This window comes from Variovorax sp. Varisp36 (assembly GCF_047304235.1).
In the GTDB taxonomy this organism is placed as follows: Bacteria; Pseudomonadota; Gammaproteobacteria; order Burkholderiales; family Burkholderiaceae_C; genus Variovorax.
In genome coordinates, this window is record NZ_JBGLYU010000055.1 from 1 (window position 1) to 21,338 (window position 21,338).

Annotated in this window: 16 protein-coding genes; 6 read left to right on the forward strand and 10 right to left on the reverse strand. The window is 58.8% G+C overall.

Annotation, left to right across the window (positions count from 1 at the left end; all coding sequences use genetic code 11):
- A partial coding sequence (locus tag ACCD11_RS24725; protein WP_413315824.1) for a glycosyltransferase family 2 protein occupies window positions 1-725 on the forward strand: 725 nt, incomplete at its 5' end.
- A 1-nt stretch (window position 726) separates the two neighbouring features.
- Here the strand turns inward: ACCD11_RS24725 and ACCD11_RS24730 are convergent.
- Together ACCD11_RS24730 and ACCD11_RS24735 are read right to left on the reverse strand one after the other, a co-directional pair.
- Entirely contained in the window at window positions 727-1,710 is a 984-nt protein-coding gene (locus ACCD11_RS24730; protein ID WP_413315825.1) for a glycosyltransferase family 2 protein, read from the reverse strand.
- Window positions 1,710-3,572, reverse strand: coding sequence for a glycosyltransferase (locus tag ACCD11_RS24735; protein ID WP_413315826.1), 1,863 nt, complete (start codon window positions 3,570-3,572; stop codon window positions 1,710-1,712). The genes ACCD11_RS24730 and ACCD11_RS24735 overlap by 1 nt, the downstream gene beginning before the upstream one ends.
- A 216-nt stretch (window positions 3,573-3,788) precedes the next feature.
- Between ACCD11_RS24735 and ACCD11_RS24740 the strand changes: the two genes are divergently transcribed.
- Genes ACCD11_RS24740 through ACCD11_RS24750 form a run of 3 tightly spaced genes read left to right on the forward strand, consistent with a single transcriptional unit; the run spans window position 3,789 to window position 6,766 of the window.
- Window positions 3,789-5,207, forward strand: coding sequence for a mannose-1-phosphate guanylyltransferase/mannose-6-phosphate isomerase (locus ACCD11_RS24740; RefSeq protein WP_007838978.1), 1,419 nt, complete (start codon window positions 3,789-3,791; stop codon window positions 5,205-5,207).
- On the forward strand, window positions 5,204-6,007 hold the full coding sequence (locus ACCD11_RS24745; protein WP_007838976.1) for an ABC transporter permease: 804 nt from the start codon (window positions 5,204-5,206) through the stop codon (window positions 6,005-6,007). The genes ACCD11_RS24740 and ACCD11_RS24745 overlap by 4 nt, the downstream gene beginning before the upstream one ends.
- A 3-nt stretch (window positions 6,008-6,010) precedes the next feature.
- A complete protein-coding gene (locus tag ACCD11_RS24750; RefSeq protein WP_413315827.1) occupies window positions 6,011-6,766 on the forward strand; it encodes an ABC transporter ATP-binding protein in 756 nt (251 codons plus the stop codon).
- A 69-nt stretch (window positions 6,767-6,835) separates the two neighbouring features.
- On the opposite strand, the gene ACCD11_RS24755 is transcribed toward ACCD11_RS24750, so the two are convergent.
- Window positions 6,836-10,888 carry a glycosyltransferase gene (locus tag ACCD11_RS24755; RefSeq protein ID WP_413315828.1) on the reverse strand — a complete coding sequence of 1,351 codons (4,053 nt, stop codon included), beginning with the start codon at window positions 10,886-10,888 and terminating at the stop codon, window positions 6,836-6,838.
- 400 nt (window positions 10,889-11,288) lie between these two features.
- Here ACCD11_RS24755 and gmd point away from each other — a divergent pair, with 400 nt between their 5' ends.
- Together gmd and ACCD11_RS24765 are read left to right on the forward strand one after the other, a co-directional pair.
- Window positions 11,289-12,326, forward strand: a complete 1,038-nt coding sequence (gene gmd / locus ACCD11_RS24760) for a GDP-mannose 4,6-dehydratase (RefSeq protein ID WP_413315829.1) — start codon at window positions 11,289-11,291, stop codon at window positions 12,324-12,326.
- The gene (locus tag ACCD11_RS24765; RefSeq protein WP_413315830.1) at window positions 12,323-13,216 is read left to right on the forward strand and encodes an NAD-dependent epimerase/dehydratase family protein; all 894 of its coding nucleotides are present in this window, start codon (window positions 12,323-12,325) and stop codon (window positions 13,214-13,216) included. Before gmd ends, ACCD11_RS24765 begins: the two co-directional genes overlap by 4 nt.
- Window positions 13,217-13,675: 459 nt before the next feature.
- On the opposite strand, the gene ACCD11_RS24770 is transcribed toward ACCD11_RS24765, so the two are convergent.
- From ACCD11_RS24770 to rfbA, 7 genes are all read right to left on the reverse strand, one after another.
- Window positions 13,676-14,938, reverse strand: coding sequence for a glycosyltransferase family 4 protein (locus ACCD11_RS24770; protein WP_413315831.1), 1,263 nt, complete (start codon window positions 14,936-14,938; stop codon window positions 13,676-13,678).
- 41 nt (window positions 14,939-14,979) lie between these two features.
- Window positions 14,980-16,077 (reverse strand): FkbM family methyltransferase, encoded by a 1,098-nt coding sequence (locus ACCD11_RS24775; protein ID WP_413315832.1) that lies wholly within the window; start codon window positions 16,075-16,077, stop codon window positions 14,980-14,982.
- Between the two features lie 128 nt (window positions 16,078-16,205).
- The gene (locus ACCD11_RS24780; RefSeq protein ID WP_413315833.1) at window positions 16,206-17,180 is read right to left on the reverse strand and encodes an NAD-dependent epimerase/dehydratase family protein; all 975 of its coding nucleotides are present in this window, start codon (window positions 17,178-17,180) and stop codon (window positions 16,206-16,208) included.
- The gene (locus tag ACCD11_RS24785) at window positions 17,173-18,429 is read right to left on the reverse strand and encodes a glycosyltransferase family 4 protein (RefSeq protein ID WP_413315834.1); all 1,257 of its coding nucleotides are present in this window, start codon (window positions 18,427-18,429) and stop codon (window positions 17,173-17,175) included. The genes ACCD11_RS24780 and ACCD11_RS24785 overlap by 8 nt, the downstream gene beginning before the upstream one ends.
- 4 nt (window positions 18,430-18,433) lie before the next feature.
- The gene (locus ACCD11_RS24790) at window positions 18,434-19,546 is read right to left on the reverse strand and encodes a glycosyltransferase family 4 protein (RefSeq protein WP_413315835.1); all 1,113 of its coding nucleotides are present in this window, start codon (window positions 19,544-19,546) and stop codon (window positions 18,434-18,436) included.
- Between the two features lie 348 nt (window positions 19,547-19,894).
- Window positions 19,895-20,443 carry a dTDP-4-dehydrorhamnose 3,5-epimerase gene (gene rfbC, locus ACCD11_RS24795; RefSeq protein WP_413315836.1) on the reverse strand — a complete coding sequence of 183 codons (549 nt, stop codon included), beginning with the start codon at window positions 20,441-20,443 and terminating at the stop codon, window positions 19,895-19,897.
- Window positions 20,440-21,336, reverse strand: a complete 897-nt coding sequence (gene rfbA, locus ACCD11_RS24800; RefSeq protein ID WP_413315837.1) for a glucose-1-phosphate thymidylyltransferase RfbA — start codon at window positions 21,334-21,336, stop codon at window positions 20,440-20,442. The genes rfbC and rfbA overlap by 4 nt, the downstream gene beginning before the upstream one ends.
- Between the last annotated feature and the right edge of the window lie 2 nt (window positions 21,337-21,338).

The window sequence follows — 21,338 nt, forward strand, 5'->3', positions numbered from 1 at the left end:
GCCCCCCGATCACCATTTCAATCGTGAGCCACGGCCAGCTCCCGCTGGTGCTGCCGCTGCTGGAGCAGTTGGACCGGCACAGCCGAGCCGTCATTGCCAAGGTCGTGCTCACATTGAACATCCCCGAGCCCGATGTGCTCGCCGGCCGCAACTGGGGCTGCGAGGTGGAGCGGATCGGGAACGCGAGCCCCAAGGGGTTCGGCGCCAATCACAACCAGGCCTTCGAGCGCTGCGGCACGCCGTGGTTCCTGGTGCTGAACCCGGACATCCGCTTCGACAGCGACGTGCTGACGCCGCTGCTGGCGCAAGCCGCGGCTGACACCGGGTTGCTGACGCCGCGCATCCTGGAGCCGGGAAAGAACACACCGGAGCCGCACCGGGCCTTGCTCACCCCCTTCGAGATCGTCGGGCGCAAAAAGCCCGGTTACGTGCGGCCCAGCGTGCCGGCGTGGATCCCCGGGCTGTTCATGCTGTTTCGCAGCGAGGCGTACCGGGAAGTCGGAGGCTTCGACGAGCGCTTCTTCATGTACGGGGAAGACTTCGACATCTGCGCACGCACCCGGCTCGCTGGCTGGAAGCTGCAGGTGGGCGAGGACCTGGTGGCGCGACACGACGCACAACGCGAAAGCCACCGGAGCAAGAAATACCTGTACTGGCACGTGACCAGCCTGCTGAAGGTGTGGCTGTCGGGGGCGTTCTGGCGGTACTGGCGGCTTCGCGGTTGAGTCAGCCGCGTTCGAGCAAGTCCTGCACGATGGCGTGCCCACCGCGGCCAAAGCGCGCATAGCGCCCGCGCGCCGCCTCGATCAGGATCGGCAAAAGGCGCAGCGGCCGCGCTGACGGAAGTTCGGCCCGGAACCTCTGGTGCGCAACCTTGTCGCGCTGTGCCTCCAGGTAACGGGCTGGCACCCTGGTGCCGAGCTGCTGCAGGCGCCGCAGCAGCGCCTCGGCCCGGCGCAGACGCGCCACGTGCTTGTCGCCACGCTCGACAAATGCCTTGGCGATCTTCTCGGACAAGGTGAGCCGCCGCGCGCCGATCTGGTTGCTGGCGTGCTGGCGGTAGTCGATGGTCGGTTCGGGCAGCACGTCCATGCGGCCGATGGCCGCGGCCACGGCGGCCAGCCACTCGTCGTGCACCCATTCGGGCGCGAACGGCAACGCCGTGTCGAGCAGGGTCTTGCGGAACATCGTGGTGGCGCCGGTCACGAGATTGCGCCGCAGCAGCACGCCGAAGGCCTCGCCATGCGCGATGGCCGACAGTTCCGCGGGCTGCACTTCCAGCGCGTGGAAGAGTGTGGAGCCCAGGGGTTCGAGTTGGGCATCGACCAGGCGCGCATCGGTGTGGAGCAGCAGCAGGTCGGGACGCGCCTCGAACTGCGCCACCATGCGCGCGAGCCGGCCAGGATGCCAGGCATCGTCCTGGTCGCACAAGGCAATGAGGTCATGGCTGCAGGCGCGCACGGCCTGCTCGAAATTGCGCGTGACGCCCAGCGGCGGCGTGTTGCTGAACACGCGCAATTCGATCCGATCGGCCACGCCGCACTGCGCAAGGGTGTCGCGCACGACGGCCAGGGTGTCGTCGGTCGAACCGTCATCGGACAGCACGATCTCCCGCGGCAACGGCGCCTGCGTGCAGATGCTGCGGATCTGCTCGGGGAGATAGCGCGCGCCGTTGCGGGTGCAGAGCGCGACGGAGACGTCGAGAGCCATCAGACCGGGGGCAGGCGGGGCGGCCAGGCGTAGCTGAAGTCCTCGCGGGCCAGCATGAGGTTGGGGCTGTAGGCGGGGTCGTTCTGGATGAGATCGCCCCAGCGCTGGTGCATGTAGACGGACTCTTCCTGGAACTGGGCCTGCCTCTTCGGGGACATGTTCTTCGAACGGGTCGCGGACTCGTAATGGAACAGTTCCGCATACGGCGTCCAGACATTGCGCAGGCCCGCTTCGCGCAGGCGCAGGCAGAAGTCGATGTCGTTGAAGGACTCCTTCAGATGCACTTCGTCGAGGCCGCCCACGGCGAGGTAGTGCCGTTTCTGAATCACGAGGCAGGCCGCCGTGACAGCGGAGAACGATTGAATCAGTGCAGCGCGGCCGCCATAACCTTCACGCCCGACCGGCATGCCCCGATGCGCATGCGCCGCAATGCCGCCGATGCCGAGGATCACGCCTGCGTGCTGCAGTGTCCTGTTCGGATACCAGAGCCGGGCCCCCACCGCTCCCACACCCGGCTGAACGGCCAGGCAAACCATCTCGCTCAGCCAGTCGGGCGTGATGACCTCGATGTCGTTGTTCACCAGCGCGAGGATTTCGCCGTTCGCTGCGGGGATCGCACCGTTGTTGAGCGCCGAATAATTGAAGTCGCGGTCGTCGCGCAGCACGCGGACATTCGGCTTTTCCGAAGCAGTGCGCTTGAACCAGGCCAGCGTGTCCGGATCGTCGGAGCCGTTGTCGACGATGATGATCTCGTAGTTCGAATAGCTGGTCTTCGCGAGGATCGACTCCACGCACTGGCGCGTCAGTTTCAGGGCGTTGCGCGTGGGGATGATTACCGAAACCAAGGGTAAGACATCGGGCAAGGCGTAATGCACCCGATAGCCGAAGTCGAGGTGTTCGGCCGTGGCGCGCACACCGGTGCGCACGAAGTGCTCGTTCAGCGCGCGCTCGCCCGCGATGGCCGCATAGGGCTTGGCGCTCATCGAACGGGCTGTGCTCTCGCTGTGCACGCGCCAGTGGTACAGCACGCGCGGAATGTGCCGGATCTGTCCGGGTTCGACGCGCTCCATGCAGCGCAGCACGAGGTCCCAGTCCTGCGAGCCTTCCATGCCGACGCGGAAACCGCCGACCGAGCGCATGAGCTCGGTCGAGAGCACACCGAGGTGGCTGAACATGTTCTGCGAGCGGAAGAGATCGACGTTCCAGTCGCACTTGAAGTACGGGCCGAACCGGTGGCCGCCCTCGTCGACCTTGTCCTCGTCGGAATAGATCAGCTTCACATCGGGATGGGCCACTATGCAATCTGCCACCCAGAAGAGCGCATGCGCGGGCAGCAGGTCGTCGTGGTCCATCAGCGCGACCCAAGGGGCCGAGACCAGTTCCAGCGCACTGTTGGAAGCGGCCGAAATGTGGCCGTTCTCGGGGCGGAAGAAGACCTTGATTCGAGGGTCGCTCTCGCTGTACGTCTTGAGGATCTGGCGCACCTCCGCCGAGGGAGAGGCGTCGTCGGCGATGCAGAGCTCCCAGTTGGGGTAGATCTGCGCCCGCACCGATTCGATGGCCTCGCGCAGCCAGCCGGGGTTCGGGTTGTAGGTGGGCATGACGATTGAGATCAGGGGCCGGTCGTTCATGGCAGCCACGCGCTGGGCAATGCGGTCGCGCAACTCGGGCGTCAGCGTGTCGTAGCGGCGCACCCAGGTCGAATAGTTGTTGTAGCCGCCGAAGCGCCGGCCCAGCTCCCAGCGGATGCCGGGCCAGCCCGATTTCCTGAACATTCGCCACGCCCGCTGCACGCGCCCCATCAGCCCGGGGCCTTGCCAAAGTCCGGCCAGGCCGAGGATGAATCGATAGACAGATTTCATAGAGATTGCGCATCCGCGAGGCGGATGAGGCGGAGCTTGTCGAGGAATACCTGAAATAGACAGGGCAATGCCGGAACCTGGCATCGCCGGTCTTGCGGGAGGGGATTATCTTCGCAACGAGCCGCAACGAAGGACTGCGGCAGCGTTTCTCCCCCGCGCGCCGGCAGTCAGAGGGCTGCCCGTAAAATTGACCGGTTCAAAAGCTAAAGGAAAACAATGAGACTACTCTCAGTGGTGCTCTCGGGAGGCGCCGGATCCAGGCTCTGGCCTGCTTCGCGTCAGGCTTTTCCCAAGCCATTCATGAAGATCGGTGATTCCACGCTGCTTCAACAAGCCGTCGAACGTGGGCAGGCTTGCGGGACCGGTGATCTGATGATCGTGACCAACAAGGACCATCTGTTCCTCACGAAGGACGTGCTCGGGCAGATGAGCGACCCGCCGGACACGACCTTTCTTCTCGAGCCCAAGGGGCGCAACACCGGTCCAGCCATCGCGCTGGCAGCGCTTCAATGTGCGCGTCAGTTCAGCGGCGACACCGTGATGCTCGTCCTTTCCGCAGACCACCTGGTGCCGGATGTGCACGCTTTCGTAGCCAGTGCAACGGAAGCCTTCCGGCTCGCCGAGGAAGGCAATCTCGTGGTGTTTGGCGTGAGCCCGACGAGCCCCGACACCGGCTTCGGCTACATCGAGGTAGAACACGTTTCACGCGAGAGCCAGGAGGTCAAGCGCTTCGTCGAGAAGCCCGACCTCGAGACGGCACAGAAGTACCTTGCCACAGGTCGGTACTACTGGAACAGCGGCATGTTCGCATTCACCGCGGACACCATCATCGCGGCACTCGAGAAGCACGCCCCCGATGTGATCAGAGCGGCAAGGCATGCGCTCGAAACCGCCAAGACCTCCGGTGCAGCCGTCAATTTCGATCTGCATGCGTTCGGCCTGCAACCGGACATCAGCATCGACTACGCGGTACTGGAGCACGCCTCGAATGTCCATGTGGTGCCCGCCAAGTTCAGCTGGAGCGACGTGGGTTCCTGGCCCGCAGTGTCCAACGCGCTGACGCCTGACGCCAGCGGCAACACCCTTCCCGACGATGTCGTGGCCCTCGACACGACAGGCACGCACGTGCAGGTCGAAAGCTATGGCCCGAAGGTCGTCGCCACCATTGGCGTGCACGACCTCGTGATCGTCGACACGCCCGATGCGCTGCTGGTTCTGCACAAGGACAGCGCGCAGAAGGTGAAGAAGGTCGTCGACGTGCTCAAGGCTCGCAAGCACGATACTGTGCACCTGCCGCCGGTAGTCCACCGCCCGTGGGGCACGTACGCCTCGCTCAAAGAAGAAGAAGGCTACAAGGTCAAGCGAATCACGGTCCGGCCCGGTGAAGCACTGTCGCTCCAATATCATCACCAACGCGCCGAGCATTGGGTAGTGGTACAAGGCCAGGGCATCGTGCAGATCGGAGACGTCGAGCACCAGACCTTGCCGGGCCAATACCGCTACATTCCCCTGAAAGAGAAACACCGCCTCACCAACACCGGCGACGAAGAGCTCGTGCTCATCGAAGTGCAGTGTGGTGGCTACCTGGGCGAAGACGACATCGTCCGCCTTGCGGACACTTACGGACGTACATGAGCCAAGTCCATTCCAATCTACATCGAAGCGCCTTATCTGACTGGTGGCAAGGCACCCGCCGCACCGACATCTGGTGGACCCTCGCCTGGTTCGACATCGTTCTGCGCTATCGCCGTTCGATGCTCGGCCCGATGTGGCTCACCTTGAGCATGGGCGTGATGATCGGCGGCATGGGTCCGCTGTACAGCTCGCTGTTCGGCACCGAGCTTTCCAGGTTCTTTCCGCACCTGGCGCTCGGCATCATCTTCTGGGGGTTCTTCTCCAGCATCGTTTCGGATGCCTGCAATGCCTTCGTCGGGTCGTCCAACTATCTCAAGCAGGGCTACTTTCCGATCAGCCTGTTCGTCTGGCGCAGCTTGGCTCGCAACCTGATCCAGTTTGCCCATCAGATCGTGCTCTACATCCCGGTGGCGATCTGGGCCGGCATTTCGCTGTCATGGTCGGTGCTTCTTGTCCTGCCAGCCTTTGCCATCCTGATCGTCAATGCGCATGCCCTCGGCCTCCTGTTGGGCCTGATTTGCACACGCTATCGCGACGTCACGCAGATCGTCACCAGCGTGATGCAGATGCTGATGTTTCTGACGCCCGTCTTCTGGCTGCCCGAGAGCCTTCCCGGACGCGCCAAGTACGTGCTGTGGAACCCGTTCGCGCAAATGCTGGACCTTCTGCGCACCCCGCTGATGGGCGGCGTTGCACACATCCACAGCTGGATCGGCATCCTGGTCTGGACGGCGATGTGTCTGACCCTGGCCATTCTTCTGTTCTCGAAGTACCGCCGCCGCGTCGTCTACTGGCTCTGATCCATGGCATTCATTTCACTCAAAAACGTCGCAGTCAACTTCCCGATCTACGGTGCTGGCGCCAACTCCCTCAAGAAGACGCTTGCAGCCTCTGTGACTGGCGGACGCTTCGGCAAGGAAACCGGCGTGACCGTGGTTCAAGCGCTCAGCGGCGTCAACCTCGAACTCAAGAGTGGTGACCGGCTCGGCCTGGTGGGTCACAACGGCGCGGGCAAATCGACCTTGCTGCGCACGCTGGCCGGCGTCTACGAACCGTCGTCGGGCGAGTTTGCGCGGCAAGGGTCGGTTGCCAGCCTGATTGACCCGTCGCTCGGCATCGAGATGGATGCCACGGGGGTCGAAAACATCATGTTGCGCGGACTCGTGATGGGCATGAACATGAATGAGATCGACCGCCTCACGCCCGACATCTGCGAGTTCAGCGGACTGGGCGAGTACGTAAACATGCCGGTGCGCACCTATTCGACCGGGATGATGATGCGACTTGCGTTCTCGATCTCCACCAGTGTCGAGGCCGACATCTTGCTCATGGACGAGTGGTTGTCGGTAGGTGATGCGGAGTTCACTGAAAAAGCCGAAAAGCGGATGAGAGACGTGGTTTCGAAGTCCGGCATTCTGGTGCTGGCTTCGCACTCGCCCGAGTTGATCGTCAAGGAATGCAACAAGGTCGTGAAACTCAACCATGGCCGTCTGGAAGCGGTAGACATGGAGGCGTATATGGCCGAATTGATGGCCGAGCGGGCGAAACTGGCCGCCTGATTCCTCGACGTCCAGGGGAGGACGCACGCGCCTGGCCTTGGGCGCGTCCCCTTCCCGTTGTCGGCGGGCTCAGCCCCTCGGAATCATCCGAATCGATGCTCGGATCTCGGCGAGTCGTGCAGCGGCCCTGTGGCCGGCGGTTTGCAACGACAAGTCGATTGCTGCCCGAGCCTTGCCCCGCGCCCCGATCTGCTTCGCCCATTCGCGGTCTTCGTAGAGTCGTCGCATGAGTTGCGCGGCGTGCTCTGTCGAGGGCTCTGCCCACTCAAACTTCTCGTCGTAAGGCGGAATCGGACGACCGAGTTTCACCAGCTTGTAAGGCACCAGCAGGCTATCTTCCTCACCCATGAAATCGACATTGCCAGAATAGTTGGTGGCAATGACTGGTTTGCCCATCAGCATCGCCTCCGCCATTGTGAGGCCTAGCCCTTCGCTGCGATGCAGCGACACGTAAGCGTCGCACGCGTCCATCAGCGACAGAACTTCGTCGGGACTGTAGACCTGGTCGATCACCACAATGTTATGGCCTTCAGCGGCTGCGCGCAGTTCCTTCAATTGCGCCGGGTGACGATCACCGAACGACGTCTTCAGCACCAGCGTCACATCGTCCGTCGGCGAAAACGCAGCCTTGAACGCGTTGATCAGGCCAAGCGGATTCTTGCGCTCCATGACGCTCATCATGTGGAACGTAAACAGGAACGTGAAGCTTCCATCCTTCAGGCCGAAGTACTTGCGCTCTCTCTGCTGGTAGGCGCCCAGCGCAACGCCTGGGAATATGGTTCGCACCGGGATTGACAGCCGATCACGCAGGCCCTTGGCAACGAATTCAGTGGCCGTCCAGACTTCATCGACCTTCGCAGCTGCATCAAGCCACGAATCCGGAATTGTGTCGAACTCCCAGTACCAGTAGGCGATGCGATAAGTGCGCGGCAAGTGCTCGTTCAGATCGCTGCGGCTATAGGCCTCGTCGAAGAAGGGCTCAGGTTGTGTGTGGATGATGGTCGTTTCGAAATCCTCGAAATCGCGGAACTGTGCGTGAACCGGATCGTCTTTCTTGTCGGTTCGAAGGTCGCGCAGCGCGGTTTGCACGCCGACCTCTCTCAAGCCCTTTGCCAGTGCCTCCACGGAGACCCGAAGACCCGACGGATACGAGAAATGGCCAATGACGTTGACGCCGAGCGTCGTCATTTCAGCCGCCACGCCTTCCTTGTCGAGACCGGCGCACCATGCCCGTACCGTCTCGGGCTGCATGGATTCGGGCAACTGGAGCCATTCAATCAGCGCCCTGGCGGCCTCGATCTTGTCGAGCGCTTCGGGATGCGCACGCTGCCATTGTTCGCGCGCGCGATAAGCCGATCGAAGCTGCCGGGCGGGCGGGAGGTCAACCGGCCAGCGCGCCGGGTCGGCCCACAGTTCGGCCACGCGGTAATTTGCGCAGAACCAGGAGGCAAACGCGCGGCGGCCGAAAATCGTCAGCCCGTCGGGATAGAGCTTTTGCCAGTCAGGCGTGAATTCGTAGGCCCTGACCAGTTCGGCCTCGGGCGTTTCCGCGGCAGTCCAAAACAGCCACCAGACTTCCTCCAGCCTCAGGCCCGTATCGCGCCGGCCGTGCTGCATGAACCAGTAGAACAGGTCGCGCCTGCCAATGGGCAACAAGCCGTGTGGTAGCACGGCCCTGACTTCCGAATGAAAAAGAAACACCTGTCGCGCACGAGCTGCGAGATCTTCCGACCACAGCATGCGGATCGAGGCGAGCGCGTCCCCGTCGAGCCCAAAACGATTTGCACCTTCGGCTTCAAGCCAACGGCAGAACGCACCATTGGGACCTTCGGACAGCGCAGCGGGGAAGCGCAGGCGGACATCAGCGCGCGTACGCAAGAGATCCAGGCACCACCTGGCCGCAGACCAGACGTCGCGCACGCCATGCGCAGGCTGAGGCGCCCAGATCACGCTCTCGCGCGGCAGCATGGCAACGGCCAGGCATGCGCCGTCATTCGACAGATCAAGAGTCTGCACCTGCGGCCTCAGCGAGCCGAATTCGCGAAGACTGACCTTGAGCTTCTCGCGGACCGTCGGCGCCGTGCCGACTCGAAGGGCCGGAATTGCGTAGTTCGCATCCAACTCGGGATGAAGATAAGGGTCGTCGTCGATACCCAGCGTACGAATGTCGTCAGCCACCCGGGACATATCGACGCCGGGGTTGCTGTTGCCTCGCGTCGCACCTTCATGATGCACGAGACGGGCCTGCGGTACATAGGCAGTCCGGTAGCCGGCGCGCCAGATATTCAGGCAGAGTGCGACGTCGCTCATTGCGATCAGGTACGACTCGTCGAAACCGCCGACGCGTTCGAAGGCATCGCGCCGCACCATCTGACATGCGCCCATGATCGCGAGCCAGTTGCGGGCATGGTCCGGCGAGCCGAACACGCCCCAGCCGCGCCCCTCGGCGCTGCGATACATCAGGCCACACAGGTGAATGCCGACGCCCACGCCGCCATGCTGCAGTTCGCCCGAGGGAAACACCAGCTTGGCACCGACCACTCCGACGCCCGGGCGCATCGCGACGCGCACCATTTCGTGCAGCCAGTCGGGAGAGGTGACCTCGATGTCGTTGTTCAGGAACAGCAGGATCTCGCCTTGCGAGAACGCAGCGCCGTAGTTGCACGCCGCAGAATAGTTGAAGGTCTTGTTGAAATGGACAACGCGAACGCTCGGCTCCGATGCGAGCTCGGCGTAATACGCCAGCGTTTCCGGCTCGGTAGAGCCGGTATCCACAATGATGATTTCCTTGTTCGCGTATGCCGTTCCTCGCAGCAACCCGCCGACCGACATGCGCAGCAGGTGGTCCTTGTTCTTGGAAGGGATCACGATCGAGACGAGCGGCGGCTGGTTGATCGTCCAAGTGGCGTGCTGGGTGCCGTCGGGTTGCGTCTGAACGGAAGCGTCAATCCCCTTTTGCGCCCAGAACTTGCGCAGTACTGCGCGCCGCGCTGTGGCCTCCGTCGAATCGGCATCCGGCCGGTCTCGATGGCCGCCGGCCGCACGATGGCACAGCACTTTGGGAATGCGGGTGATGGTTTGCGCGATGTCGCTCGCGCGCAAATTCAGGTCCCATTCGAAACCGTCCCCCGCTTCGGGGTCGATGCCGCCCGCGGCCTCGACGAGCTGCCGCCGCAACAGCGTCAGGCGACCAAAATAGTTGAAGACATAGAGTAGTTCTGGCGACCAGCTCGGCTTGAAGTAAGGCCGAGTTCGGCCGCCCTCAGCCGACAGTTCGTCCTCGTCGCCATAAAGAATATCGCTTGCGGGTTCGTTGACGAGCGCATTCGCAATTTCGATTGCAGTGCCCGGTGCAACAACATCGCCGACATCCAGCACCGCAATGAAATCGCCATCGGCGCGTGAAAGGCAGGCGGCCAGCGCTTCGGCGCGACTCTTGCCGTAAGCGGATACCGCGACGACACGTGGCTCTTTGTTCTGCAACGCGCGAAGGAACTCATCAACCGTGTCAGCAGCATGGTCACCCGTGTTCGCCACGACAAGTTGCCACTGGAGCAAGTTTTGCCCGCGGATCGATTGCACCGTCTTGCTCAGCATTTCGAGCTGCGCATCACTTGCACAAAGCAAAAAACTCAACCGCGGGTTCGCGGCCCCTCCCACCAACGCCGCCGAGCGAGATTCGTTCTCAGCGATCCATTGACGATAGGCGCTTTGGCTGTCACAGCCAACGTCGGCGCCGGCGGCAGGCACAACACGGAACGCATTCGCCTCATCCGTTTGACGACGATCCTTGAGAAACTGCAGCCGCTGAGACATGTGCCACGGCGTCGCGACCCACCATGTAGCTTTTGCCGCGCGCCGCAGATGTCCACGCCAGGAGGGGGGAATCGCAGCCGACACTCTCCGCAGCGGGGCAGTCAGGCGCCAGGACATCGATCGGAGCAGCTCGTTATGCTGCTGCAGCGCGAGTGCGGCGCGCTGATTTGCCGATTCGATCTGCGCCTCAACGGAGGCGTCGCTGCTTAATACGAGTCGCTCCTGCAACTCCAACCGCAAGTTAAGTGCGGCGATCTGCCGCTCGGCTTCGGCGAGTTTTTCTGCGTCTCGTGTTGTGTCACTCATACTTGCTTTGTATATCTGGAGCATTTGGCGGGCCCACCCCGTTCGATGCCAGTCCTTGCTCCCGGCGTCGGGGCACAACGCTTGGTGCATATGTCCGCGCTCTTCACATTTATTATCCCCGTTGACTGTTGGCTTTCAGCCACGTAATCCGGATCGGTGTTGCAGTTTCGGGCCCTGCACGTGCTTCCCCCGACCTGCAGCGAGGCGAAAACCTGCCGTTGATTGCTGTAACCCCCGTATACCCAACCGTCGGCAAGTTACGTAACCAAATATGCTCTGAATCAGGACTCCCCGATTTGGCAAAATCGGGGCTCGACGGCTTCTCCATTCGCAGTGTCTCACCACGAATGGCAGAAGCCACCGCGTCACGCGCTCTTTAGACAATACAGAGAAGGTTCTCATGAAGAAACATGCCGTTGTAACGGGCATCACGGGCCAGGACGGCGCCTACCTTGCCGAATTGCTGCTTGCCAAGGGATACGTCGTTTATGGCACCTATCGGCGCACCAGTTCGGTCAACTTCTGGCGCATCGAGGAACTGGGCATTCAGAGCAACCCTGACCTGCATCTGGTTGAGTACGACCTGACCGACCTGGGAAGCTCGATAGAGTTGATCCGCCTAGCCGAACCAGTCGAGGTCTACAACCTTGCGGCCCAGAGCTTCGTTGGCGTGAGTTTCAACCAGCCTGCGGCGACTGCGCAGATCACGGGCGTGGGCGCCCTGCACCTGCTTGAGGCCATCCGCCTCGTCAACCCGAAGATTCGCTTCTATCAAGCGTCCACCTCCGAGATGTTCGGCAAGGTGCAGGCCATTCCGCAGGTGGAAGACACACCCTTCTATCCGCGCAGTCCCTACGGCGTTGCCAAGCTCTATGCCCACTGGATGACCATCAACTACCGCGAGAGCTATGACATCTTCGGCTGCAGTGGCATCCTGTTCAATCACGAGAGCCCCTTGCGCGGGCGCGAGTTCGTGACCCGCAAGATCACGGACAGCGTTGCCAAGATCAAGCTCGGCAAGCTCGACACCCTTGAACTCGGAAACCTCGACGCCAAGCGCGATTGGGGCTTTGCGAAGGAATATGTCGAGGGCATGTGGCGCATGCTCCAGATCGACACGCCCGATACGTACGTGCTGGCAACCAACCGCACCGAAACCGTCCGAGACTTCGTGCACATGGCGTTCAAGGGCGCGGGCATCGCAGTGGATTTCAAGGGCAGCGGCGAAGGCGAGTCGGCCGTGGACACGGCCACCGGAAAGACTGTCATGCGCATCAACCCGAAGTTCTATCGACCCGCGGAAGTCGAACTACTGATCGGGAATCCAGCCAAGGCCAAGGCCAAACTCGGCTGGGAGCCGAAGACCACGCTCGAGGAACTTTGCCAGATGATGGTCGAGGCAGACCTGCGGCGCAATCGCCAGGGCTTCTCGTTTTGAGGATCCTGCTAACCGGTGCCGAGGGTTTCACAGGTCGGCATTTCACCGAACGCGCGTTGGCCGAGGGAAACTCGGTCATTGCGCTGCAATCCGATCTGACGGACAGCGACGCGCTTCGCCAAGAGGTGCTCGAGGCATCACCCGATGCGGTGGTTCACCTGGCGGCAATCAGCTTCGTCGGGCATGCGGACGAAAAGGCGTTCTATGCCGTCAACGTGGTGGGCACCACGAACCTGCTCGACGCGCTCGCCAGACTGCCCGTGCGGCCCCAACGCGTGCTTCTGGCCAGCAGCGCCAACATCTACGGCAATACGGCGCATTCGCCAATCAGTGAGGCCCAGCCGCCCGCACCAGTCAATCATTACGCCATGAGCAAGCTCGCCATGGAATGTATGGCCCGGACATATGAGGATCGACTGAATCTGATAATCACCCGGCCCTTCAACTATACGGGGCCGGGTCAAGACGTGAACTTCCTGATTCCGAAGCTGGCCCTGCACTTTGCCAACCGAGCATCCTCTATTGCGCTTGGCAACCTTCATGTAGAGCGGGAGTTCAACGACGTTCGGATGGTGTGCAGCGCGTATCTTTTGTTGCTCGCGTATGGTGAGCCCGGTGGAATCTACAACGTGTGTTCAGGTCAACCTTACGAGCTTCAGCACGTAATCGACTCTTTCACCCAGATAACCGGCCACAAAATGGAGATATCTGTCAACCCGGCCTTTGTCCGAGGCAATGAGGTACATCGGCTTTGCGGTAGTCCGGCGAAATTGAATGCGTTGCTATCAAGATATGGCGCCAAACTTGAAGCCCCTACTTTGGAGGAAACGCTACGGCGCATGTTGCCAGCGCTCGACGGCAGCCTTGCAACCGCGCAGGTTCTCGTCTAAGCATTCGTGCCTATCGTCCATCTTCGTAATGGGCACGCAGCGAGCCTGTCTATTTGAAGAATGACGAGCCCTTCATCGCTGCTTTCATAGGTACGTTCAGAGACAGCAGGCTGACCATCAGGCGCGGTGGCAGGCGTGGGCCAGCCCGCTGCAGCGAATACCGCCGCCGGCGATCTGCAAGCTCGAACCGAACAGGTCGTCTTATTCGATGACACGGCCATCGCGAGCGCAGCGCAGCGCAGTTCAATCATCTCGACCAATCGCTGACGGAAAAATCAGGCGCGTCGCTGGCCTCGGTTATCACGCAAATCCCTCGAATCAATTCAACTTCCAACGATTCTTGAAGGACTTGATACGCCGTCAGCCCCCCAAAAAACCAATGTTCATGCACAGCGCGAGGGAATTACTACGGGGCTCACCACTTAGCAAATGAACACTTTCTCCAAACGAGCCTACGACTTACAAGTGCTCTTCCACAGCTGACGTATTGGCCTTCATTGATCCGTCCAGCGAGTCGATATGTGCCCCGCGAGCGCAGGCTGATTCAGCTGCGCGAATCATAGGCTTAAGACAATTTTTCCATAGCAATCCCTCGACGGTCTCCTGTAGCCGGGGTTGCTCGACATGCTCGTTCATCAGGTAGCTATCGACAAGCCTCCAAAACTCGTCGGGGTCATCAGCTATTGCAACGCCATGCAGGTCAATCCACTGTTCAAAACCTTCAAAGGCAAGCTTAGTCGCAACTATAGGGCGGCCACTGACAATAGCTTCCGCCGTCTTCAAATTTGATCCTCCCGAATACATTTTAGGAAGAATTACTACTCTGGCATTTCTATAGAGCGCGTTCAGCGCAACATCATCGACCCAGCCCAGAAAGCGGCATCTTCCCAGAATCTTCGTCGCCTTCCCGAATTGCGGAGCAGCCTCCATGAGCGTCCCGACTTTCCCACAAACCATAATCTCGCCGTGGCGCAGCGGATGGCCGGAAGCTCCCGCAGCGAAATCGACAATGCCTCGTGCATTTGGCGGATGAGCACTGCTAACGAATAGGGCGTAAGGCGCGCTGGCCGGCAGGTATGACGAAACCGACCCCATATTCGACCTTTGAGCGGAGGCGACGCCATTGGGTGCAACGCACACCTTCAGAGCATTCAATTTGACAAATTCCTGAGCATCGCCGTCTGAGACAGTGACTACAAGATCCACCTCCGAGGCAATGTCTCGCTCGATTTGAGCGATATCGCGAATCGTCTCTGGCGTTACATCGCCCGCGACAACGCTCCTGTGGCGCCATGCGATAGTTTCGAAGTTATATGACGAATGCACGATTGTCACGCCTTCCAAGTATCCTTCGCGTTTTAATCGCCTCACGACAGGCCAAAGCGCAATTTCTTCAAACTGCAATAGATCTGGTCGATATTCGCGCACGGCCTCAACAAAAGCGGCAAAGCTCTCTGGCGCCGCCGCCACAGCCTCCCACCAAGACATCTCCGAACGTCGCTTATCGCCTGGGAGTGCCGCATGGAATTCCGCGGCTCCACCACTCAGGGCAATGTCCGTCGGCCCGATGTCATCAGCCCGGCATCCACCAGGAATGTATAGACCCGCCGACCGCACTTCGTGACCGGCGTCCTCATAGGCCCTTGTTATAGACGCAGCGCGAAGTTGCCCGCCATTACGAGGATGGCGATGCGGCCAAGGAGCCAGAATCAATATTCGCATTACGTTTGTCGAATTTGCAGAAAACCGTTAACCATCGAGGATCAAGTGCTTCGAGGCTTGGCGATATAGTCAGCCTGCCGCCCAGGAGATGTCTCATGTAAAACCTTGACCTCATAGTCGAGCTTCTCAAAAAACTCGAAAAACCCTTCAAGTGTAGCCCCATGAAGTGCTGCCAAATCCCGCTCCCATTCAAAAAGAACGACTGGCTTTGATTTGGCAATTGTGCGTTCCGCACCGGCCAGCACTCGAAGATCCGAACCTTGAGTATCGATCTTAATCAACGAGACATTTTCGAGCGACAAATCATCGAGAGCGATTGCATTAACATGCGGATCACCCGGAGTCGCAATCTCGAACGACAAAGCCGCAGCGTTTTCAATTCGATTGTAATCAATATCACCGCCGACCATCGGAACGCCTACTTCTTGATGGTCCTGAGGCGCGAGTCGCATGGCGATGCTGCGATCGTATAGCGCGCCGTTGTGCGTGATGACATTCAAACGCTCGTTCAAGGCCAAATTGCCACAAAGAACCTGAAAAATCCCCAACTGCGGCTCAAATGCATGAACGCTGGAGAAGCAGCGTGACATCGTAAGAGTGTGTATGCCAATATACGCGCCCGCATCAATCGCGATTCCATCTGGCCTAGCGGCCTCTTCTATTGCTCTTCGGACATGCGGCTCCCACTCTTCACCCGCAATAATCCGCTTCCCGATATGATCATTTTGCCGCACGAGCAGACGCTCAGCCGCCTGCCCCTTGGCGATAATCAAGCCGTTCGGATTTTTTTCCTGCGGCAGATTTGCACTCAGCCGTTCATATTTTTGGAGCGAAGTTTCAAGCCTATTGATGCGTTCCTCCACCTCATGAGCAATCGATTCAACTTTTTGGCCTAATGCAAAGATATTGCCACTCAGGACCCCACCTTCCTCCTCCAATCCCGCAATACGATTTGCGACGGCAAATGCGTCTTTTCGCAGCCCGCCCGTTAGAGAGACAACCTTAGCGGAAGCCCTCTTTTCCGCTTCAACCGCGACCTTTTCAAGCTCGGCCGGAATTTTGCTGCGAATACCCGAATCGATCGCATCGATCCTGGCCGCAATCCGTCCCTCAGCGCCACGGAAGTAGGGGGCGATCAACCACCAAATAAACCTTCGCACTGGATTCGTCGCCCAACGGGTTGAAGACTTTGATCGCCCAAATTCGGATAAATTTCCAAGCTCCATCTATTTCTCCAGCTTAAATTAAAATAAAAAAAACACCTACATTAGATCAGACTGGAAAATAAGTAACCAGCCTTCAAATCTCTAATGGTGTTATCAATTCCTGTCGACAATGAAATCTGCGGCTCCCAGCTTAACGCTTTACATACCCGATCGATGGCGAGAATATTCACTGGCACATCAATGAGCCGGGATGGAGAGCGCCTGACGGTAAGTTGGCGACCTAAAACTTTCTCTATTTCAGTGACAGCCTGATTCAAACTCGCCCCAAGGCCAGTGCCGACGTTGAAGATGAACTGATCCGAAGGCGGCGCTACGGCCAGATTTGCCAAGCAAGCCGCCAAGTCAGCAATGTGAATGAAGTCGCGCGTTACGTTTCCATCGCCCCAAATAACTATGTCCTCTCCAGTCAATGCGCGATGCAAGAACGTTGTGATTGCCCCAAGACCCCGCCCCACATTTTGACCAGCACCATAGGGATTGGATATCCGCGCGATCCTGCAGTCGATGCCATGCATGGAGCGGAATAAACTCAGATATATTTCTGCGGACACTTTTCCTGCCCCGTAGGCAGTGATCGGTCTAAGCACGACGTCTTCATCGATCGGGGTACTGTGTACCTTTCCATATACAGTTCCGCCTGATGATGTAAATACAACGCGCCCTTGGCCTTTTCGCCTCAACGCGTCAAGTAGTCCGATGGTCGCGGAGACGTTCAAAAGCAAATCGCCGGCCGGATTGGCATTTGCGCTGGCAGGTATGGAACTCCAAGCATAGTGATGCACCACATCGACATCTTTTACAAGCTCGTCCCAATCTGCCGACGCCAACTCGAAGGATCTTCTTGAGATGCGACTAGCCTCGGCATCGGGGAAAGCAAAATTTTGTGGCAACCGCGTGGCAATCGTCACACTAAAGCCTTTGCGAGCCAACAGCAACGCCACATGGCGACCGATGAACCCGTCGCCACCCAAAATCAGGTGCCGTTGTGCCTGCGCGGATTGCTTAAATTCATCCAAAACGCAACCTCACCGACAAGTTGTGCTTCAGAAACAGAAGCAGTGGAAGCTTCGGATCGTCAAGCATCTCCCAAGGCCGCGCGGACTCCTCAAATGCACGTTCCATTTTGTCCAGATGACGCTCAAAAGATAGATCGCCCTCGATCAACCGTCGGCCGGCACGGCCCATCTTGGCCAAATCCACCCGCCCAGCGGCAACTTCGGCCATTGCTCTTGCAAGATCTTCCGTTGTGCGCTCGATCTTTATACAGTGGACCCCGTCGACAAGTCGCTCGCTAGTTCCGCAATTCCGAGTCAATATCGGCGGGGTGTAGCAACCTGCAGCCCCTAAGGGCGCAAAGGGGAACGGGTCTCGCTCCCAGGTGGGACAAAGAAATGCGTCGTACGCCGAATACGCCCTCAAGAGATCCGTGTAGGGCAGCGATCCGAGAAAGCGGACACGTTCTTCCAAACGTAGCCGTTTTGCCATATCTACATAGCGCGGCACATCGCCTTCACCAAAGATGTCGACCGAGAAATCAACTCCGCTTGACTGTAACTGTGCGCTGGCCTCGACAATTAGCTCAGTGCCTTTGTGGGGCCCTATGGAACTTGCCGCTACGAACCGCGCCTTCCCGTTCTGCAGGTATGGCTGATGTGGCAATGATTGAGAAAGATCAGCCCACCCAGCCACAATATCGGCGCCTTGGGGAAACGATATGCTCGATTCCGCCTCAATCTCATCAAGAAGATTTTGACTTACGGAGAAAATGCGGGCTTGCTCGTAGACTTCGCCTCCTCGAGCGTTAAATATTCCTCTGACATCAGCCGGGACATTGGCTGCAATATCAACCGGTACTCTATCTCCCAAATAAAGCGTCCAAGGCACACCCACATGATTCAACAAGTCCATCATGGCCAATCCACCTATTCCTGTCAGATTCCACGCAGAAACAACGTCCGGGCGGAAATTTGTCAAAGCATCTAATAAGTGGAGTGTGTTGGAGTAAGACGAGCAGACCGCGCTGTGAAGATCACGAGCTTCTAAGGTCTGGTTTGGCATATGAGGAACATACCAGTGCAGATCGAGACGCCTACGAACCCACTCCGGCGTTTTTGTTTCTTGCGGGACATGACTCCAAGTAGTGAGGACTTGGACCTCATGCCCGCGACTACGCATCGCTTCTGCAGTTTGTGCGCACGCAATTTCATAGCCGCCTATCACGAACGGCGGATAAAGATTGGTGAGAAATAGAATTCGCAATGCCATACCCCTAATTTTTTTTACTCGCTATCGTGCGCCGGTAAAAGTCAGCCAAGCGAACCCCAATTGCATTGAGGCCGTGATGAGAAATAACGTGTGAACGCGCGAGCTCTCCGGCCTCAGGTGGCGGCCAAGCACCGGCGGCCACTTTTTCGAAAATCGCCACCAAGTCATCGTGCGAGGAAAATACTTGACCGAATCGATCATCGGTCACCAATTCCGGCAGAGACCCGGCATCGGAGACAATAACAGGCAACCCACATGACATCGCCTCCAGGGTAGTCAACCCCATTAATTCGGGCTTTGCAATATTGTTTCCATAAATATCACGTGCCGTGGATGCTTGCACGAACACCGCACTTTTATTGTAGATATCAAGAAGTGCGTCGTCGTCGGCCTCTAGAACGAACCGAACTTTTTTTCCTTCTGCCATTTTTACGAGCAATTCGTAGTACGCCTGATGATAAGGGCGACCAACGATCGTCAAGCTAAGGGAGGCGGGCAGCGCCGCAATAACGCGATCAATCCCTTTATGTGGCAATATGCGGCTGACACACAAAATTTGACCTGCGTTGGCAGACGGTTCTCGCGAGGCTGGCACGAATCGATCGGTATCCACGGGCCCAATAAGAATGTCGTGCGGCCCTTTGAAATGTGAACCCACCAGATTGTGGGCATATTTTGAAATAGAAATCAGACCGTCTAAAAGCTCGATTCCGCGACCACGCAACATTTGCGGGTCCTCTCCACCGCCGAGATCGGTACCAATAGCTGGAATTTTTAACGAGCGAACGATAGATGTGCTGAACGCGCCGAATAATGTCAAACACTGGTGTATGTGAACGAGATCGAACCCCTCAAGCTCGCGCCAGAGCCGTGTCGACAATGCGTTTGTCATGCCGGGATGTGAAGATTCGTTTTTCAGGACTCGAACCGGAATGCCATTTCGCAAAAATAGCTGATCATCTGGTCCAATCGAGAATATGGCCTGCTCAAAGCCTGCGACCATTTGAAGGGACTGCGCGAGATAGTCGACGTATCTCTCCCCGCCGCCCACATACGAGTCTGGAGAAAAATACGCTGGGCTCAAATGCGCAATCCGGAATTTTTCAGCGCTTTTCATGGCATCCTTAATTCAAGAATTTGATTGAAAATGGCTGAGCGCGGATTCCGCGTGACTATACATTTGACTTCTCTCTTGATATCTGAATAAATGAAGATTGTGCCACCCGATCCAGTGACGCCCGCATCGGCCCGCAACAAGAAATACGGCCAATTTGATGAAAAGTGCTTTGAATACTCGCTCGCGTCGCTGCGTTCGTTCATCACGCAAATCCTCCAAAATTAGCTCATCTTTCAACGATTTGGGGAGGATTCGGTGCACCGGCGGCGCCGCTGCAAAACCAGTATTCATGCGGGGCGCGAGGGAATTGCAGGACCGACTGCATCGCAACCCGTTCTTCGCTGCTTTTCAGTTGAAGATTTCGGCTTGATTCAGCGAAGCGCCGGTTTGATCTTTCGCGGACAGCATGGGGGCCATCCCGATGTCTGGCCATTCGATACCAATTGTCGGGTCGTCCCACGCTATGCAGCGTTCGTGCGCCGGCGCATAGTAGTCTGTGGTTTTGTAGAGGAAGTCTGCTGTCGCGCTGAGCACAAGAAAGGCATGTGCGAACCCGGCCGGTATCCACAGCTGTTTATGATTGTCCGCAGTCAGCTCCACGCCCACCCATTGTCCGAAGGTAGGCGACGACTTGCGGATGTCTACGGCCACGTCGAACACCGCACCCTGCACCACGCGCACCAGCTTGCCTTGCGGCTGCTGGATCTGATAGTGCAGGCCCCGCAGCACACCCTTGGCCGAGCGCGAATGGTTGTCCTGGACGAACTCGACATGCCGCCCGACAGCCTCGTCGAACGCCTTGCCGTTGAAGCTCTCGTAGAAGAAGCCGCGCGCATCGCCGAAGACCTTCGGCTCGATAACCAGCACTTCGGGAATCGCAGCGGGTGTTGCCTTCATGAGCGCACCTCATCAGCCAACAGATGATTCAGATACTTGCCGTAGCCGTTCTTTTGAAGCGGCACAGCAAGCCTTGCCAATTGCTCGCGATCGATGAATCCATTGCGCCACGCAATCTCTTCAGGACAGGCAATCTTGAGCCCTTGCCGATGCTCCAGGGTCTGAATGAACTGCGCGGCCTCTAGCAGGCTCTCATGCGTGCCGGTGTCCAACCACGCATAGCCGCGCTGCATGATCTGCACATTCAACTGATCGATATCCAGGTAGGCTTGATTGACCGCCGTGATCTCCAACTCGCCACGCGCGCTGGGTTTCACCGCCTTGGCAATGTCTACGACCTGGTTGTCATAGAAGTAGAGCCCCGTCACCGCATAGCTGCTCTTGGGCTGCAGCGGCTTTTCCTCGATGCTGCTGGCCCGGCCCTTCGCATCGAAAGCCACCACGCCATAGCGCTCGGGGTCATGCACATGATAGGCGAACACGGTGGCGCCCGAAGGTTTCGAATCAGCATCGCTCAGCAGGTGCACGAAGTCGTGCCCATAGAAGATGTTGTCGCCCAGCACCAGCGCGCTCGGCGAATTTCCTACGAATTTGTCGCCAATGATGAAGGCCTGCGCGAGACCATCGGGGCTCGGCTGCACCGCATACTGCAGATTGATCCCCCACTGGCTCCCATCCCCCAGCAACTGCTGGAACCGCGGCGTGTCCTGCGGCGTGCTGATGATCAGGATGTCGCGCATACCGCCGAGCATCAGCGTGCTCAGCGGGTAGTAGATCATCGGCTTGTCGTACACCGGCAGGAGCTGCTTGCTCATGGCCAATGTGGCCGGATGCAGGCGAGTGCCCGAACCACCGGCCAGGATGATGCCTTTGCGTTGCGTCGTCTTGGTCATGT